Raw genomic sequence first — 15764 nt, forward strand, 5'->3', positions numbered from 1 at the left:
CCGCATTGCGACGCTGCGGCAAGTAAGCGAGGTTTCGCCGTTGCTGCAATGCTTTGGCGGAGTTCGCGAATAACTGTCGGGGATTATCCGGCGCACCGTGTCGCCGATGAAGTTGCTTGACCGCAGCGGCGTGGGCCGGCGTCGGAGCGCCGGCCCTGCCATTGTCGCATCACCGGTTGGTGATGATTTCCGGGCCCATCAACGCGTAGGGCAGTGCGGTCGAGAGGGCCGGTACATAGGTAACGATGACCAGGAAGACGAGCAGCACGGCCACGAAGGGCGCGGCTGCCCGCACGACCTGGATCAGGCTCATGCCGGTGATACCCGAGGTCACGAACAGGTTCAGACCGATCGGCGGGGTTATCATGCCGATTTCCATGTTGACGACCATGATGATGCCGAGATGGATCGGATCGACACCCAGCTCCATTGCGATCGGAAACACGACCGGCGCAACGATCAACAGCAAGCCCGACGGTTCCATGAACTGGCCGCCGATCAGAAGCAGGATGTTGACGGCGATCAGGAAAGTGAACCAGGTGAAGCCGGCATCGACCATCAGGTCGGTGATGGTCTGCGGAATGCGCTCGGCGGTCAGCACGTGGGCGAACAGCAGCGCGTTGACGATGATGAACATCAGCATGATGATCGTCTTCGAGGAGTCCACCATGACCTTGCGGGTATCCGGGTGGAAGAAGGTGCCGACGAAGTGGCGGCCCATCATCGTGAGGTTGCGGCCCCAGACCGGCAGACCGGCGGCCAGGTTGCGCGGCAGGTTGGCGACGCTGGTTTCCGGATCGCGCCACATCGCATAGGCGACGAAGATCGCAAGCGAAAAGGCGAGACCGACCCAGGCGCGGCCGGACGCGGTGACGTTTTCCCAGTCGGCGGTGACGAAGAAGGACAGCACCATCCAGACAAAGAAGAAGGCAAGCGCGTAGACCGTTGCCGAAAACCCGATGCGGGCCGGCGTGTAGTTCTGCTGGTCGACTTCTTCGCTCAGCCAGCGGCGCTCGCGCATCGGACCCATGTCGCGGTAGATGAACAGGGCAATGAAGAACGCGTAGACTGCGGCGACAGCGGCTGCCTCGGTCGGCGTGAAGACGCCGCCATAGATGCCGCCAATGATGATGATGATAAGGAACAGGCCCCAGCCGGCCTCCTTGCCGCCCTTCAGGATCTCGCCGAAGCCTTTCCAGTCTTCGGCCGGCAGGTTGCGGCGGCGCGCGATGACATAGATGGCGATCATCAGCATCAGGCCGGCCAGCATGCCAGGCAAAACGCCGGCGAGGAACATCCGGCCAACCGAAACATTGGTTGCGGCCGCGTAGACGACCATGACGATGGATGGCGGGATGAGAATGCCCAGCGTGCCGGCATTGGCGATGACGCCGGCAGCGAACTCCTTGGAATATCCGACCTGGCGCATGCCGGCGATCGCGATGGTGCCGATGGCGACCACGGTTGCCGGCGACGAGCCGGACAGCGCGGCAAACATCATGCACGCAAGCACCGAGGCCATCGCCAGACCACCGCGGAAATGGCCGACGGTGGCGATCGAGAAGCGGATGATGCGCCGGGCGACGCCGCCGGTCGACATGAAGGCCGAGGCGAGCACGAAGAACGGGATGGCGAGCAGGGTGTAGTTTTGCGACGCGGTGAAGAGCTGCAGCGCCACCGACGACATGGAATCGCTGGAGAAGAAGGCGATCACGATGATCGACGACAGACCGAGCGATACCGCGACCGGCACGCCCAGAAACAGCAGGCCGAGAACGAGAATGAAGAGAATTGCGGTTTCCATGGCCGGGCCTCAGTCAATCAGAACGTTCTTGTTTTCAGCGACGAGGTCTTCCGCCTCATGGCCGGCAATGACCAGTTCACGGCTTCCCGTGATGATCTCGATCAGAGCCTGGACACTGCGGAAAAGGAACAGCGACAGACCGATCGGCAGCATGAGATAGGCGACCCAGCGCTGGACGCGTTCCTGCAGGCCGAAGGTCTCCTGGACCCAGACCGGATAGCGCAAATCGTCCAGACCGGTGCCGAGGTTGTACATCAGCGTCCAATAGCCGATGGCGCCCGACTGGCGGTAACTGTTGATTTCCTTGCCACCAAGGAAGGACAGCCAGCCGGCATGCAGCAGCATGGCGGCATAAAGCACGCAGCACAGCGCGCCCAGAATGGCGGCGGCGCGGAACAGCGGTTGCGGCAGAATGCGGATCAGCGCGTCGACACCCAGATGCATGCCTTGTTTTACGCCATAGGCCATGCCGAACAGGATCAGCCAGGCAAACAGGATGCGGGTCAGTTCGAGTGCACCGCTCCAACCGGTGTTGAAACCATAGCGGGCGACGACCTGGGTGAAAGAGACGATGGTGATCGCTGCCAGCAGGATTGCAATGATGCTCTCCTCCAACTGGTTCACCGCGTCCTTGTTCCAGCGTTCGGCCAGGAACAAAAGGACGATCAGAGCCACCAGAAGAAACGACGGCCAGAAAACTTCCATTGGATATCTCCCCCACTAAGGTCGGCGTACCGGTGCTCCGGTATGCGCTGAACTTGACCGGCGGCCCCTCGAGGAGCCGCCGGTTCTTGCCAGTCGGTCAGGAACCGTTGGACGCGACAGCCGCGTCGATCAGGTCCTTGCCGATGTCGCCTTCGAACTTCTCCCAAACCGGCTTCATCACCGATACCCATGCAGCGCGCTGCTCGGGCGTCAGCTCGCGCACCGTGGCACCGCCCTCGATGATGTTCTTGCGGTTGTTGGCTTCCTTCTCGGCCACCTTGGCGTTGGCCTCGTTGGTGACCTGTTCGACAATCGACAGGAACTGGGTGCGAACGTCATCGTCGAGGCCAGCCAGCCAATCGGTCGACGTAACGAGCAGGTAGGCCAGAAGCTGGTGGTTGGTTTCGGTGATACCGTCCTGCACCTCGAAGAACTTCTGGGTGTAGATGTTCGACCAGGTGTTCTCCTGACCGTCGACAACGCCGGTCTGCAATGCGCCGTAGACTTCCTTGAAAGCGAGCTTCTGTGCCGAAGCGCCAATGGCTTCGATCATCGCGACGGCGACGTCGGAGGTCTGGACGCGGAACTTCAGGCCGTTGGCGTCGGTCGGTGCGACGAGCGCCTTGTTGGCAGAGAACTGCTTGAGGCCGGACGACCAGTAGCCGAGGCCGGTGTAGCCGGAAGATTCGGTAGCTTTCAGCAGTTCCTTGCCGGCGTCGCTATTGCCGAAGGCATCGACCGCATCAAGGCTGGCGAACAGGAAAGGAAGGTCGAACAGGCGATACTTCTTGGTGTAGGCCTCGAACTTGGCGAGCGATGGTGCGGCAAGCTGGACGTCGCCAAGCAGCAGCGCTTCCATCACCTTGTCGTCGTCATAGAGCGTTGAGTTGGCGAACACCTCCATGCAGGCGGTGCCGTTCATTTCTTTATTGACGCGTTCCGCCAGCAGCGTGGCGGCGTCGCCCTTGGGGTGGCCGGTCGCGGCCACGACATGGCTGAACTTGATGACCATTTCGCCGTCATCGCAAGCGGCCATGGCCTGCGTTGCGGTAAACGAAACGGCGAGCGCCGCGACGGCGCCGAGAAGTTTTTTCATCGAGTAGTCCTCCACTGCGGGGATCGTTCCCCGTTTCCTCAGTTTGCAGCGATACAGGCAAGTTAGCAACGCCGGACTTGCCGGCAGTCGTCTCCTCCCTGAAAAGGCACGCGGCCTTTCAGCGGCAATAGAGCATGTGGTGTGCCAGTTGCACCAAACCCCGGTTCTCCGGGCTTTTGGGCGTTTTCGCGATCCAGATTGGGTCGATTCCTACCCATCGCGGGTTGTCGGCGTTACCGATTCCGCCCAGCGTCAGGCAAAAAAGTTCCGCTAATCCGGGCGGGCGCTGTCAGTCCGACCGGAGCGATTGTCCGGAATAGGGGACGATGCGGGTCGGTTCTCCGGTCTTGATCCAGTGGCCCGTCCGGGCGAGTCTGTCGGTGAGTTGCTCGAACGGACGGGCGACTTCGCGGTAAAGCTTGGCCAGCCCCTTGGGTTTCGGTGGGCGCACCGCCTGGCGGCTGGCTTCGATGGCGCTTGGCATGGCGATGCTTCCTTTGTTCAGATTTGCATCTTGTATGCAAACCGCAGGCACCAGCTGGTGGCAGATCAATGCGTCGGGCAAATGGTGCGAGTTGAACAGGAAGTTGTCCAAAACTTCGGAGAAGATCTGCGAATCCTCCAGCAGCTTGGCGGCCGCCGCCCGCGAAACGACATAGCCTCCGGAACCCCAGTGTCGCGAGAGGATGCGTGAAACGCTGTAGGAGCCGACCGGCGTGGCGCGTGCTTCCAGGCGGACCGGGACCAGATAGGTCTCGAGCTTCACGAGGGAGATGCCGTCAGGAATCCATGACGGAGCGCGGATAAAGTCCGCGGCATCAGGGGCGAAATGCATGTCATCCTCGAAAATCGCCACCCATTCCTCGCCGGATTCGACGGCGGTTTTCCAGCATTCGCGGTGGCTCAGAAAGCAACCCACCTCGACGCCGGAGAGCGTTTCCCCCTTCCGGGTTCGCCGGGACCAGCGGGCGATTTCCTCGCCGGTCAGGTATTTGCCCTCGACCGCCGGTACGCGCCGGAAATCGAGTTGCATGTCCCCGAACACCTTTTCGGTCCATTCGAGCCGTTCGGGCGCCCTGTCGAGATTGATAACCATCCGTAGCATGCGCCGCCGGTATCATCGCACTAAAGGGAATGGCAACAGGTGGAGACCGGAAGTACACAAACGCTTTCGCGGTTCTTCCGTCAACGCGCATCCTCTGCAGTAATGCCGTGCTTGCGCATCTTCTCGTAAAGGCCTTTGCGTGAGATGCCGAGGGTTTCGTAGACGTCCCGGAGGCGGCCGCCGGCCTTGCGGATCTCGGCTTCGATGATCGCCTTTTCGAAAGCTGCCATACGGTCCGGCAGCGGTCCCTGGAGGTCCTCGACCGAATTGTCTGCGCGCCGCGAGAAACCGTTCCAAAGACCGAGTACCCAGCGATCGGCATTGTTGCGCAACTCGCGCACATTGCCCGGCCAGTCATGGGCGAGGAGATCGGCTTCGAGTGCCGGCGTGAACTCCGGAAGGTCGCGCCGATAGCGGGCACGCGCCTGGCGCGCCAGATGCACAAACAGAAGCGGAATATCCTCGGGTCGTTGGCGCAGCGGCGGGATGGCAAGCGTGACGACATTGAGGCGGTAGTAGAGATCGGCGCGGAACCGGCCCGCCTGCGATTCCTCACCGAGATCCGACTTGGTCGCCGCAACGAAGCGCACGTCGAGCGGGATCTGCCGGTTCGAGCCGAGGCGCTCGATCGTGCGGTCCTCGATTGCGCGCAGCAGTTTGGCCTGCAGGTCGAGCGGCATGGACTCGATCTCGTCGAGAAAGACAGTTCCGCCATCGGCATGTTCGAGCTTGCCGATGCGCTGTTTCTGAGCGCCGGTGAAGGCGCCGGCCTCGTGGCCGAACAACTCAGATTCGAAAATGTCCGGCGGTAGTGCCGCGCAGTTGAGCGCCACGAATTGCGCGTCGCTGCGCTGGGAATAGTCATGCAAGGCGCGCGCAATCACCTCCTTGCCCGCCCCGGTTTCGCCAACGATGACCACGTCCGCGTCGGTCTCGGCAACCAGCGCCACCTCGTCGCGCAGAGCGGTGATCGAAGCAGACCGTCCAACAAAGCGTTCGGCCATGTCGGTGCCGGCGTCAAGCTCGCTGCGCAAGGCCCGGTTTTCCAGCACCAGGCGGCGACGCTCCAAGGCGCGGCGGGTGACGGCACCGATATCCGCGACGCGAAACGGCTTGGGAATGAAGTCGTAGGCACCTTCGCGCATCGCCTCGACCGCCAGCGTGATGTCACCGTGACCGGTCACCAGAATGACGGGGATCGCCGGGTCGATTTCCAGAATCTTCGCCATGAACGCCATGCCGTCCATCTGGGGCATGCGGATGTCGCTGATGACCGCGCCATCGAAATTGCCGCCGAGGATCGACAGCGCATCGGCGGGCGCCTTGAAATCGATGACGCTCAAGTCTTCGAGTTCGAGCCCCTGGCGCAGCGCATGACGCAGGTCGTCGTCGTCGTCGACCAGGATGATGTCGGCTGGCTGTTTCATTCGGCTGCCTCCGCGCCGATTTCGGCGGCGGGCAGTTTGACCACGAACCGTGCCCCCGGACCATCCGTCCGGCTTTCGGCGCGCACTGAGCCCTTGAGGTCGCGGACAATGGAATCGACGATGGAGAGGCCGAGGCCGAGGCCTGCGCCGACCGGCTTGGTGGTGAAGAAGGGATCGAAAATCCGTTCCAGATCTGCCTCCTCTATGCCGGGTCCGTTGTCGGCGATTTCGATGACCACGTGGTCACCGGCATGGCGGGCGGCAATGGCGACCGCAGCACCGGCGGGAGCGGTTACCTCACCTAGCGTGAGTGCGTCGACCGCGTTGCCGACCAGGTTCACGATGATCTGCGACAGGCGCAGACGGCCCGAATGGGCAATGACTTCATCCGGTACATCGACCGTTACGGCGACGCCGGCTTTTTTCGCCTTCTGGCCGACCAGCAGAAGCGCGTCGGAAATCGCATGCTCGACCGGAACCGGGGCCAGCATCGTGCCGGGCTTGCGCGAGAAGGCGAGCAGGGTTTTCGACAACGCGCTCATGCGCTCGACCATCTGCTCGATGCGCTCGAGAACGCCGGGAACGCCGGCCAGCTTGTCGCGCTCGATCATCTTGCGGGCATTGCCGGCATAGGTGCGGATTGCGGCAAGCGGCTGGTTGTATTCGTGGCTGAGGGTTGCCGACATCTGGCCTACGACGGCGAGCTTGGCGGCGTGCACAAGTTCGCTCTGGGTATCGCGCAACTGCTTCTCGGTCTGCCGCCGCACCTCGATCTCATCTCGTAGCGCGCGGTTGACGTCGGACAGCTCGGCAGTGCGGTCGCGCACCAGGCGCTCCAGCCGCATGCTCTGGGCCTGCTCGCGGCGAATGCGCGCCTGGTTGGAGGTCTGTACGGCGAGAACGAACAGCGTCACCACAGCGGCGAGACTGACGGCGAGCGCGGCCAACCAGGCGGCATTGCGGCGGGCGGCGGCGATCGGACCGGAATCGACCAGCACATGCAGGGTCCAGTCGAGCAGCGGGATGGCACTTGCCGCTTCTACATATTGCCCGTCGTCGCGGGTCGGCACGCGGGCGAAACGGCCTGAGCCGAAGGACAGTGGCGCGATGTCGGGCGCTATAGCCGAAGCCTGCCAGGGCTTGCCGACCCAGTCGCGCTGGTTGGAAAGGAACACGAACTCGTTGGCGTCGGTCACGAAAATGGGATTGCTGGACAGCGACCAATTCGCCTCGATGGCCCAGAAGGGCACCATGACGAAGACCATGCCGGAACCGGTGCTTGTCGCCCTCGTCGTATCGTTTGCGGCAACATGGACGGCGAAGGCATAGGCACGCGACCCGTCGCGAAGGCGCAGTGCTGCGCGGCCGAGCCGACGCTGGGCAACCACGGAGGGCAACCTGGAATTGGCGATGGTGGCGGTTTCCACCAGGCCGCCAGACGAGACCAGCACGTTGCCGTCGTGGTCCGCGATGGCGATATCGCGCGCGCCGGATGCCGCTGCCGTGTGCCGCAATACCCGCAAGAGCGCCGCGTCGGGCTGGCGACCGGCCTCGTCGAACAGGGCGCGGACCTCGCCGCGCTTGGCCAGCAAGGCCGGGATCAACCGGTACTTCTCCATGACGCCGGCGAGGGCCTCGATCTGCAATGCGAGACTTTCCTCGGCAATGCCGCGCAGTTCCCTGTAGGCGCGTTCGCCGGCCCACTGGCGCGCCGTATGCACCGAGACGAGGAGACAGACAGCCGAGACCACGATCACGGCGGCCACCGCGAACCGGTTTTTCTTTCTAAGTTGTGCTCCGCTCGTCCTCGCCATCAGGGCTTTTTACCGGCCCGGGGCGCGGCTGCACAAGCCGTCGGTCGAACGAGATCGTCTTGATCAGCGCCCAGACCTGCATGCCCTCCTGCAGGGCGAGGTCGTCGACCGTCTTGCGGGTGACGCGGGCGCGCAGGAACTGGCGGCCGAGCCGGCCGCGGACCTCCGCATGCGCACCCGCCTCCTGACGAATGTAGTCGATCGTCATTGGTAGCTGGTTGCGCATGCTGATGTCCGGCTGGGCGGCAAGCGACAGCGCGACGTCACGGGCGCGAACCCGCAGCCTGACCGGCGTTCCGATGGCAAGCTCGTTTGCGTCATCGCCGCCGGCGAGCAGCACACGCCGTCCGTCGACGTCGACCTGGATCAGCGCGTAGTCGCGGTCGTGGCCGCTCACCATGCCTTCGAGCAGCACGCTCGCTTCGTGACGGCCGAGCGCCGGGCCGAGATCGAGACGGGCAAACAGATCGGCGGCGGCGCCCGATTCGACGATTTTGCCGTCCGACAGGATGACCAGCGTATCGGCGAGCCGCGCGACCTCGTCGATTTCGTGGCTGACATAGAGGATCGGAATGTGCGCCTCGTCGCGAATGCGTTCCAGATAGGGCATGATGCGAGCGCGCCGCGCGTGATCGAGCGAGGCGAGTGGCTCGTCCATCAACAGCAGTTCGGGGCCCGACAGCAACGCGCGGGCGATCGCCACCCGCTTCCGTTCGCCGCCGGACAGCGACTGCGGCCGGCGTGACAGCAGATCGCCGATGCCGAGAAGGGCAATGACATGCTGCATCTCGGCGCCGTCGGATGCACCGTGCCGGCCGGCACCGTAGAGAATGTTGCGGCGAACCGACAGATGCGGAAACAGCCGGTCATCCTGGAAGACGAAGCCGATCCGGCGTTGTCTGGCCGGCAGGTGAATGCCCGCTGCGGTGTCGTCGAGCAGGCGGTCGCCGATCCGGATGACCGCCCTTTGCGGCCGGATAAGGCCGGCGACCGTGCGCAGCAACGTCGATTTGCCGGCGCCCGACTTGCCGAAGACAGCGGTGATGCCGGCGGTGGCGGCAAAGCTGCCCTGAAGCGAAAAGTTGCCGACACGGGTATCGATCTCGACCAGAAGATCAGTCATGGCGACGCCCTCCGGCCGCCGGCAAACGCGTCGCGACCCATTCCGACACCACAACCGCAGCGATGGCAAGGACTACGGAAAAGGCGATCAACCGGAGCGCCGCGCTGTCGCCTTCGGGGCTCTGGAGCAGCGAGTAGATGGCGAGCGAGAGGGTGCGGGTCTCGCCGGGGATATTGGAGACGAAGGTGATCGTCGCGCCGAACTCGCCGAGCGCCTTGGCAAAGCCGAGGATCGCGCCGGCGAGCAAACCGGGAAAGGCCAGCGGGATCGTCACGGTCGCGAGAATGCGCAGCCGGCTCGCGCCCAGGGTCTCGGCGGCCTCTTCGAGGCCCGGATCGATCGCCTCGAGCGACAGCCGGATCGGCCGCACGAGGAGCGGAAACGCCATGACGCCGGCGGCCAGTGCCGCCCCGGTCCAGCGGAAGGCGAATTCCAGCCCGAACCAGTCGCGCAGAAACGCACCGAGCGTACCGTTTGCGCCGAACCAGACGAGCAGCGCATAACCCGTGACGACCGGCGGCAGGACCAGCGGCAGCGTGACGAGCGCCTGCAGCAGGCCACGGCCGGCGAAGCGCCAGCGCGCCAAGGCATAGGCAACGACAAAGGCGATCGGTAGCGCCGCCGCCATGGCTACGGCGGCGACCTTGAGCGACAGCGTAATGATCGCGATTTCGGTTCCCGTCAGCATGTCACTGGCTTCCGGAAGGGTCTCCGGGCAGGAAGCCCAGATCGGAAAGAATGGCCTGGCCGGTGGCGTCTCGCATCAGATCGATGAAGTTCTGGCCGTCGCCATCGTTCCCCGCGATTGTCACGGCCTGATAGATAATGTCGGGGTGCGTCGCCGCGTCGAAGGACAGACCGATCGTCAACTTCGGTTGCAGCCGGGCATCGGTGGCATAGACGATGGCGGCGCCGACATCGCCGCGTGTGGCCATGGCGAGCGCGACACGCACATTCTCGGCGTAGACGGCATGCGGGGCGAGGGCTTCCCACTGGCCGAGCGAACCGAGCGCCGCCCTCGCGTAGATGCCGGCGGGGACATGCGCGGGATCGCCCATGGCGAAACGCGGAGTGAGCAACTCGTTTACGCTATTGGCCGCAGCTTCGTGTCCGGTAACGATGACCAGCCTGTTGCGGGCGACCGTCACCGGTGCGCCGGCTAGACGGTCTGGCGCGTTCTTTTCCAGCCAGGCCATCCATTCGCGGCTGGCGGAGATGAAGACATCGGCGGGCGCGCCAGCGGCAATCTGGCGGGCGAGGGTCGAGGAGCCGGCGGTCGTGACGGCAGGCGTGCAGCCATGCCGTTCATGGAAAGCCGTCGCCAGTTCATTCACCGCATCGGTCAGCGAAGCGGCCGCGAAAACGACCGGCCCGCCATCAGAGCACCTGCTGTCGGCAGAAGCGGATAGCGGCATCGCCAGCAACAAGGCGGCAATGCCTGCGATCCGCGCGATCCTGCGCGCCGCCGGGTGTCCGATGAGCATCATGGAAACGCTCTTAGAGCGTTTCCGGGTTAGCTTGAAGCGGTTTGATGAAAGATGGTTTTCGCAACCGGAGCAGGGAATCAGGCGGTCGAGCCCGCGATTGTCGCCTCGACATGATCGACGAGGGCGTCGGGAAGGCCGAGTCGGCCGGCGAGCATGTCGAGATAGCCCCGCTCGGCGCGGGTTGCCGGGCTGATCGTCAGTCGGGATGCTGTGTAGAGCTCCACCTTCTGCGCATCAGTCTGGGCAGCTGCGATGATGGAATCGATGTCGACGGGATTGGCCAGTTCGGCGTTGATGAACGTAACGGCGTCCTGCTCGAGGCCGGACACGGCGAGCTTGCCGGCGATCTGTTCGCGCTCGGCGTCATCGACATGGCCGTCGGCACGGGCGGCGGCGATCATCGCGCGGATCAGCGCCAGCGCGAATTCGTTTTCGCCTTGTGGCGCGGTTGCCGGATCGAAGCCGGTCTCGGCGGGCGGCGGCAGGAGTTCGGTCTCGCCGCCGGCTTCGCCAGGCGATTTCCCATCCTGATAGTTCTTGTAGGCGGTGTAGGCGAGACCGGCGACCGCAGCGATCCCGCCCAGTTTCAGCGCGCTGCCGGTGATCGAGCGGCCGGTGCCGGTGCCCAGCAACACGGCTGCGATGGCGCCTGTGGCGAGCGGATTGTCCTTTGCCAGCTGGCCGACCTGGCCGGCCTTTTCGCGTACGCTGCCTTGGGTTCCGGGAACCTGGGTGTTCAAGAAGTCGTTCAGCAGTTTCTTGGGATCGAACATCTCGCCTCCTGAGTGAATCCGGCCGTCTGCGGCCGGATTTCAGGTGGTGTGGGTGGCGTTGTCTTTCAACGCCACTCGCCCCGGAAACACCCGGAATTCGGAGTCGATCCGAAGCGGTTACTGGCCGTCGGCGGCTGGCGGATCGGGCTGGATCGCCGGCGGCGTGTTGTTCAGGTTGAGGCCGCCCGGTGGAAGTGACAATCCTCCGCCGTTGCCGCTGTCTCCGGCTGGCGGTTGACCAAGCGGCGCCAGTTGCAATCCCGGAAGGCCGGGTGCGCTGTTCTGATCGCCGAGGCCGGAGGGAAGTTGCAGACCCGGAAGCCCGCCCCCACCGTCCACGCCGCCGAGACCCGGCAACTGGATCTGCACATCGTCGAGGTTCACCGGCGCGACGTCGTCCTTGTAGTGGGTGACGAGGCGCGGATAGAAGATCACGATCAGGATCGCCGCGAACTGGATAGCGATGAAGGGCAGCACGCCCTTGTAGATCTGGGCGGTCTGAATGCCCTCGATCCTCTCGCCCGTCACCTCGTCGTCCCATGGCTTGCGTGGAGAGATCGAGCGCAAATAGAAGAGCGCGAAACCGAATGGCGGCGTTAGGAACGACGTCTGCAGGTTGATGCCGAGGATGATGCCAAGCCAGATCAGGTCGATGCCGAGCGATTCCGCCGGGCCAACCAGAAGCGGTACCACGATGAAGGCGATCTCGAAGAAATCGAGGAAGCAGCCAAGGATGAACACGATCACGGTGACGACGACCAGGAAGCCTGTTTCGCCGCCCGGCAGTGCCAGCAGCAGTTCCTCGATCCAGAGATGGCCGTTGATGCCGTAGAAGGTCAGGCCGAAGACGCGTGCGCCGATCAGGATGAACATCACGAATGCGGTCAGCTTGGTGGTCGAATCGAGCGCTTCGCGCAGCGTCGTCACCGACAGCCGCCGCTTGAAGATCGCCAGTATCAATGCCCCGGTCGCGCCCATGGCGCCGCCCTCGGTCGGGGTGGCGATGCCAAGGAAGATCGTTCCCAGCACGAGGAAGATCAGCGCCAGCGGCGGGATCAGCACGATCACCACCTGCTCGGCGAGCCGCGAGATGATGCCGAGGTTCAGCCGGCGGTTGATAAGGCTGAAGGCAAGCGCGGCGGCCGTGGCGATGGAGGCCGACCAGACGAAGCGCGTCTCGTAGCGCATGTCGGTGAAGACGAGGTGGTAGAGCGCATAATGCAGGCCGACGGTTACCGCTATCAGAACGAACAGCGACGTCACGCCGCCGCCGAGCGTGCGGAACTCGGCCGGCAGCGCCGGCGCGGCCTGTGGCCGGACCAATGTGACGAAGAAGATGTAGGCGCAGTACATCGCGATGATCATCAGCGCCGGCAGCAGCGCGCCGACATACATGTCACCGACCGAACGGCCGAGCTGGTCGGACATGACGATCAGGACGAGCGACGGCGGGACGATCTGGGCGAGCGTTCCCGAGGCTGCAATGGTGCCGGTCGCAAGGGACCGGTCATAGCCGTAGCGCATCATGATCGGCAGTGAAATCAGGCCCATGGCGATCACCGAGGCGGCGACGACGCCGGTCGTCGCGCCGAGCAGCGCGCCGACGACGATGACGGCAAACGCAAGGCCGCCGCGCACCGGGCCGAACAACTGGCCGATCGTGTCGAGCAGGTCTTCGGCCATGCGCGATCGCTCGAGGATCAGCCCCATGAAGGTGAAGAAGGGAATCGCAAGCAACGTGTCGTTGCGCATTACGTCGAAGGTGCGGTTCGGATTGGCCTGGATCAGATTCGGAAACAGGCGGATCTCGTCGGGCGCGAACTGGGACAGTTCGACGCCAATAAAGAAGAACACCAGACCGCCGGCGGCCAGAGAAAAGGCAACCGGATAGCCGAGCAGCAGCATCGCCATCACGGATGTGAACATGATGGGCGCGAGGTTGTGGGCGACAAGCTCGATCACGGCCGGACCCTCTCTTCCAGATCGGCCGCTGTCTCGAATTCCTCGACTGCGGGCGGAAGCTCATGTTGTTCGGTCGGATCTTCGATGTCGCCGCGCAGCACGGCAACCCGCTTGATGATCTCGGAGACGGCTTGCGCCAGCAGCAGCGTGAAACCGGCGAAAATCATCGTCTTGGCCGGCCACAGCACGAGGCCGCCGGCATTGACCGAGATTTCACCGGACCGCATGGAATTGGTCATGAAGGGCCATGCCAGCCAAACCATGATGACGCAGAACGGCGTCAGGAAGAACACATGGCCGAACAGGTCGATCCAGTCGCGCGTGCGCTTGGCGAGCCGGCCCGTCACGATGTCGATGCGCACGTGCTCGTTGCGTTGCAGTGTGTAGGCGGCGGCCAACAGGAAGACCGTGCCATAGAGGTACCACTGCAATTCCAGCCAGGCATTGGACGAAGTATCGAACAGTTTGCGGATCGTGGCATTGCCGGCACTGACGAGGACAGCGACGAGAATAAGCCATGATACGGATTTGCCGATATAGACGGTTATCGCATCGATGATGCGGGAAAACTTCAGCAGTACTGTCATTCCTCTCCCCAAAGACGGCGCGCATCTGGCGGTAACTGCCGCCCGTGTCTGGTTGTTTTGCACCAATGTTGGTTCTGGTACAATCGGCCCGCGTGCTGTCTGCGAATGGCTAGCACTGCCTATGGGTGTTTACAATCGGCGACTGGGCATGAGTGGCGATGGCCGATTGAAAAAAGCAGAGCAATCGCTAGTGTGTGCTTGACTGACCGGTCAAGATTAAAGGGAGAACCACATGAAAGATCTGGGCATCAAGGGGCTGTCGGCCCTCGGCGACACAACGCGGCGCGGGTTCCTGCGCGGCAGCGCAGCGACGGGCGTCGTTGCCTCCGGGCTGGCCGGCGGGCTGATGACCACGCCGGCACGTGCTCAACCCAAGCGCGGCGGTACGATCCGCGTGGCCAAGGGGCACGGACAGACCAACGATACGCTCGATCCGGGAACGTGGACGAACGGCTTCAACGTGGCGATGTCTTACGGCATGCACGGCCACCTGACGGCGGTTGGTGCCGACAACAGCCTGAAGCCGCAGCTTGCCGAGAGCTGGGAAGCGACGCCGGACGCAAAGTCCTGGCGCTTCAAGATCCGCAAGGGCGTGACCTTCCATTCCGGCAAGTCACTGGAATTGTCGGATGTCATCGCTTCGATCGACCATCACCGCGGCGAAGACTCCACGTCTGCCGCCAAACCGTTGGTTGCGGGCATTGTCAGCATGTCGACCGACGGCGACGACACGGTGGTGTTCGACCTGGAAAGCGGCAATGCCGACTTCCCCTTCGTGTTCACCGACTACCACCTGCCGATTCTTCCGGCAAAGGACGGAAATATCGACTGGAAGGCCGGTGATGGCTGTGGTCCCTACAAGCTGGTCGAGTTCAACCCGGGCGTCATCGCACGGTTCGAGCGCTTTGCCGACGACTGGGATCAGAACCGCGGCTGGTTCGAAGCGATCGAGATGCTTTCGATCCTCGACCTCAACGCCCGTACGACCGCGCTTGTATCGGGCGATGTGCATTCGATCGACAAGCTCGATCTGAAGACCGTGGGCCTGCTCGGCCGTCGCGCCGGTATCAGCATCAACTCGATCGCCGGTCCGCAGTACTATACCTTCGCGATGCACACGAATGTGGCGCCCTATGACGACGTCAATGTGCGCATGGCGCTGAAATACGCCATCGACCGTCAGGAGATGATCGACAAGGTGCTGTTCGGCCACGGTACGGTCGGCAACGACCATCCGATCGGCAAGAGCTACCGCTATTTCAACGCGGAGATGCCGCAGACCCCATACGACCCGGACAAGGCGAAGTTCCACCTGAAAGAAGCCGGCCTCGACGGCGTGAAGGTGAAGCTGTCGGCTGCCGATGCGGCGTTCCCCGGCGCAGTCGATGCGGCGGTGCTGTACCAGAACTCCGCCAAGGCGTGTGGCATCGATCTTGAAGTCAACCGCGTGCCGAGCGACGGTTACTGGGCCGATGTGTGGCTGAAGCATCCGTTCTGCGCGGTCTATTGGGGCGGTCGTCCGACCGAGGACCAGATCTTCTCCACGGCCTACGCCGAAGGCGCTGCGTGGAACGAGACCATGTGGTCCAACAAGCGGTTCAACGAACTGCTGGTCATGGCGCGCGCGGAACTCGACGAGGACAAGCGTCGTGCCCAGTATTACGAGATGCAGGATCTCGTGGCCAAGGACGCCGGCTCCGTCATGCCGATGTTCGCCAACTTCGTGTTCGCCAATTCCGAAAAGATCGGCAGCGGCGACATGGCGTCGAACTACGATTGCGACGGCGAGCGCTGGATGGAGCGTTGGTGGTTCGCCTAAGCGGCGCATCATCGCAATTGAGACCATGGCCGCGCGGGGCTTCCCGCGCGGCCTTTTTTTTG

At 63.4% G+C, this 15764-nt stretch carries 13 protein-coding genes; 1 reads left to right on the forward strand and 12 read right to left on the reverse strand.

All coding sequences use genetic code 11. From position 1 onward, the window contains the following. Positions 1-169: 169 nt before the first annotated feature. The 12 genes from ACO06R_RS05450 to ACO06R_RS05505 form a co-directional block, all read right to left on the reverse strand. The gene (locus ACO06R_RS05450) at positions 170-1804 is read right to left on the reverse strand and encodes a TRAP transporter large permease (protein WP_421857141.1); all 1635 of its coding nucleotides are present in this window, start codon (positions 1802-1804) and stop codon (positions 170-172) included. 9 nt (positions 1805-1813) lie between these two features. Further along, positions 1814-2509 carry a TRAP transporter small permease gene (locus ACO06R_RS05455; RefSeq protein ID WP_421857143.1) on the reverse strand — a complete coding sequence of 232 codons (696 nt, stop codon included), beginning with the start codon at positions 2507-2509 and terminating at the stop codon, positions 1814-1816. 97 nt (positions 2510-2606) lie between these two features. Then, positions 2607-3605, reverse strand: a complete 999-nt coding sequence (locus ACO06R_RS05460; protein WP_421857144.1) for a DctP family TRAP transporter solute-binding subunit — start codon at positions 3603-3605, stop codon at positions 2607-2609. 289 nt (positions 3606-3894) lie between these two features. Next, positions 3895-4710 (reverse strand): glycosyltransferase family 25 protein, encoded by an 816-nt coding sequence (locus tag ACO06R_RS05465; RefSeq protein WP_421857146.1) that lies wholly within the window; start codon positions 4708-4710, stop codon positions 3895-3897. 80 nt (positions 4711-4790) lie between these two features. Then, positions 4791-6137: a sigma-54-dependent transcriptional regulator gene (locus ACO06R_RS05470; protein ID WP_421857148.1), complete on the reverse strand. Its 1347-nt coding sequence runs from the start codon at positions 6135-6137 to the stop codon at positions 4791-4793. Further along, entirely contained in the window at positions 6134-7903 is a 1770-nt protein-coding gene (locus ACO06R_RS05475) for a sensor histidine kinase (RefSeq protein WP_421857150.1), read from the reverse strand. The genes ACO06R_RS05470 and ACO06R_RS05475 overlap by 4 nt, the downstream gene beginning before the upstream one ends. Positions 7904-7922: 19 nt before the next feature. Next, complete coding sequence (modC, locus tag ACO06R_RS05480; protein WP_421857152.1) at positions 7923-9074, reverse strand: molybdenum ABC transporter ATP-binding protein; 1152 nt, start codon at positions 9072-9074, stop codon at positions 7923-7925. Beyond that, positions 9067-9762: a molybdate ABC transporter permease subunit gene (modB, locus tag ACO06R_RS05485; RefSeq protein ID WP_421857154.1), complete on the reverse strand. Its 696-nt coding sequence runs from the start codon at positions 9760-9762 to the stop codon at positions 9067-9069. Before modB ends, modC begins: the two co-directional genes overlap by 8 nt. Before the next feature lies 1 nt (position 9763). Continuing rightward, complete coding sequence (gene modA / locus ACO06R_RS05490; protein WP_421857156.1) at positions 9764-10561, reverse strand: molybdate ABC transporter substrate-binding protein; 798 nt, start codon at positions 10559-10561, stop codon at positions 9764-9766. A 77-nt stretch (positions 10562-10638) separates the two neighbouring features. Further along, the gene (locus tag ACO06R_RS05495; protein ID WP_421857158.1) at positions 10639-11334 is read right to left on the reverse strand and encodes a tellurite resistance TerB family protein; all 696 of its coding nucleotides are present in this window, start codon (positions 11332-11334) and stop codon (positions 10639-10641) included. A 117-nt stretch (positions 11335-11451) separates the two neighbouring features. Continuing rightward, positions 11452-13296, reverse strand: coding sequence for a TRAP transporter large permease (locus ACO06R_RS05500; RefSeq protein WP_421857160.1), 1845 nt, complete (start codon positions 13294-13296; stop codon positions 11452-11454). Further along, entirely contained in the window at positions 13293-13883 is a 591-nt protein-coding gene (locus tag ACO06R_RS05505) for a TRAP transporter small permease subunit (RefSeq protein WP_421857161.1), read from the reverse strand. Before ACO06R_RS05505 ends, ACO06R_RS05500 begins: the two co-directional genes overlap by 4 nt. Positions 13884-14115: 232 nt before the next feature. Here ACO06R_RS05505 and ACO06R_RS05510 point away from each other — a divergent pair, with 232 nt between their 5' ends. After that, positions 14116-15702: an ABC transporter substrate-binding protein gene (locus ACO06R_RS05510; protein ID WP_421857163.1), complete on the forward strand. Its 1587-nt coding sequence runs from the start codon at positions 14116-14118 to the stop codon at positions 15700-15702. Positions 15703-15764 lie beyond the last annotated feature (62 nt).

The sequence above is a fragment of the Oricola sp. genome (assembly GCF_965230365.1).
Classification (GTDB): domain Bacteria; phylum Pseudomonadota; class Alphaproteobacteria; order Rhizobiales; family Rhizobiaceae; genus Oricola.

What these genes read in the sequence shown, in the direction of transcription:
- ACO06R_RS05450 (WP_421857141.1), bottom strand. Translation starts at nt 1,804, where the DNA reads ATGGAAACCGCAATTCTCTTCATTCTCGTTCTCGGCCTGCTGTTTCTG.
- ACO06R_RS05455 (WP_421857143.1), bottom strand. Translation starts at nt 2,509, where the DNA reads ATGGAAGTTTTCTGGCCGTCGTTTCTTCTGGTGGCTCTGATCGTCCTT.
- ACO06R_RS05460 (WP_421857144.1), bottom strand. Translation starts at nt 3,605, where the DNA reads ATGAAAAAACTTCTCGGCGCCGTCGCGGCGCTCGCCGTTTCGTTTACC.
- ACO06R_RS05465 (WP_421857146.1), bottom strand. Translation starts at nt 4,710, where the DNA reads ATGCTACGGATGGTTATCAATCTCGACAGGGCGCCCGAACGGCTCGAA.
- ACO06R_RS05470 (WP_421857148.1), bottom strand. Translation starts at nt 6,137, where the DNA reads ATGAAACAGCCAGCCGACATCATCCTGGTCGACGACGACGACGACCTG.
- modC (WP_421857152.1), bottom strand. Translation starts at nt 9,074, where the DNA reads ATGACTGATCTTCTGGTCGAGATCGATACCCGTGTCGGCAACTTTTCG.
- modB (WP_421857154.1), bottom strand. Translation starts at nt 9,762, where the DNA reads ATGCTGACGGGAACCGAAATCGCGATCATTACGCTGTCGCTCAAGGTC.
- modA (WP_421857156.1), bottom strand. Translation starts at nt 10,561, where the DNA reads ATGATGCTCATCGGACACCCGGCGGCGCGCAGGATCGCGCGGATCGCA.
- ACO06R_RS05495 (WP_421857158.1), bottom strand. Translation starts at nt 11,334, where the DNA reads ATGTTCGATCCCAAGAAACTGCTGAACGACTTCTTGAACACCCAGGTT.
- ACO06R_RS05505 (WP_421857161.1), bottom strand. Translation starts at nt 13,883, where the DNA reads ATGACAGTACTGCTGAAGTTTTCCCGCATCATCGATGCGATAACCGTC.
- ACO06R_RS05510 (WP_421857163.1), top strand. Translation starts at nt 14,116, where the DNA reads ATGAAAGATCTGGGCATCAAGGGGCTGTCGGCCCTCGGCGACACAACG.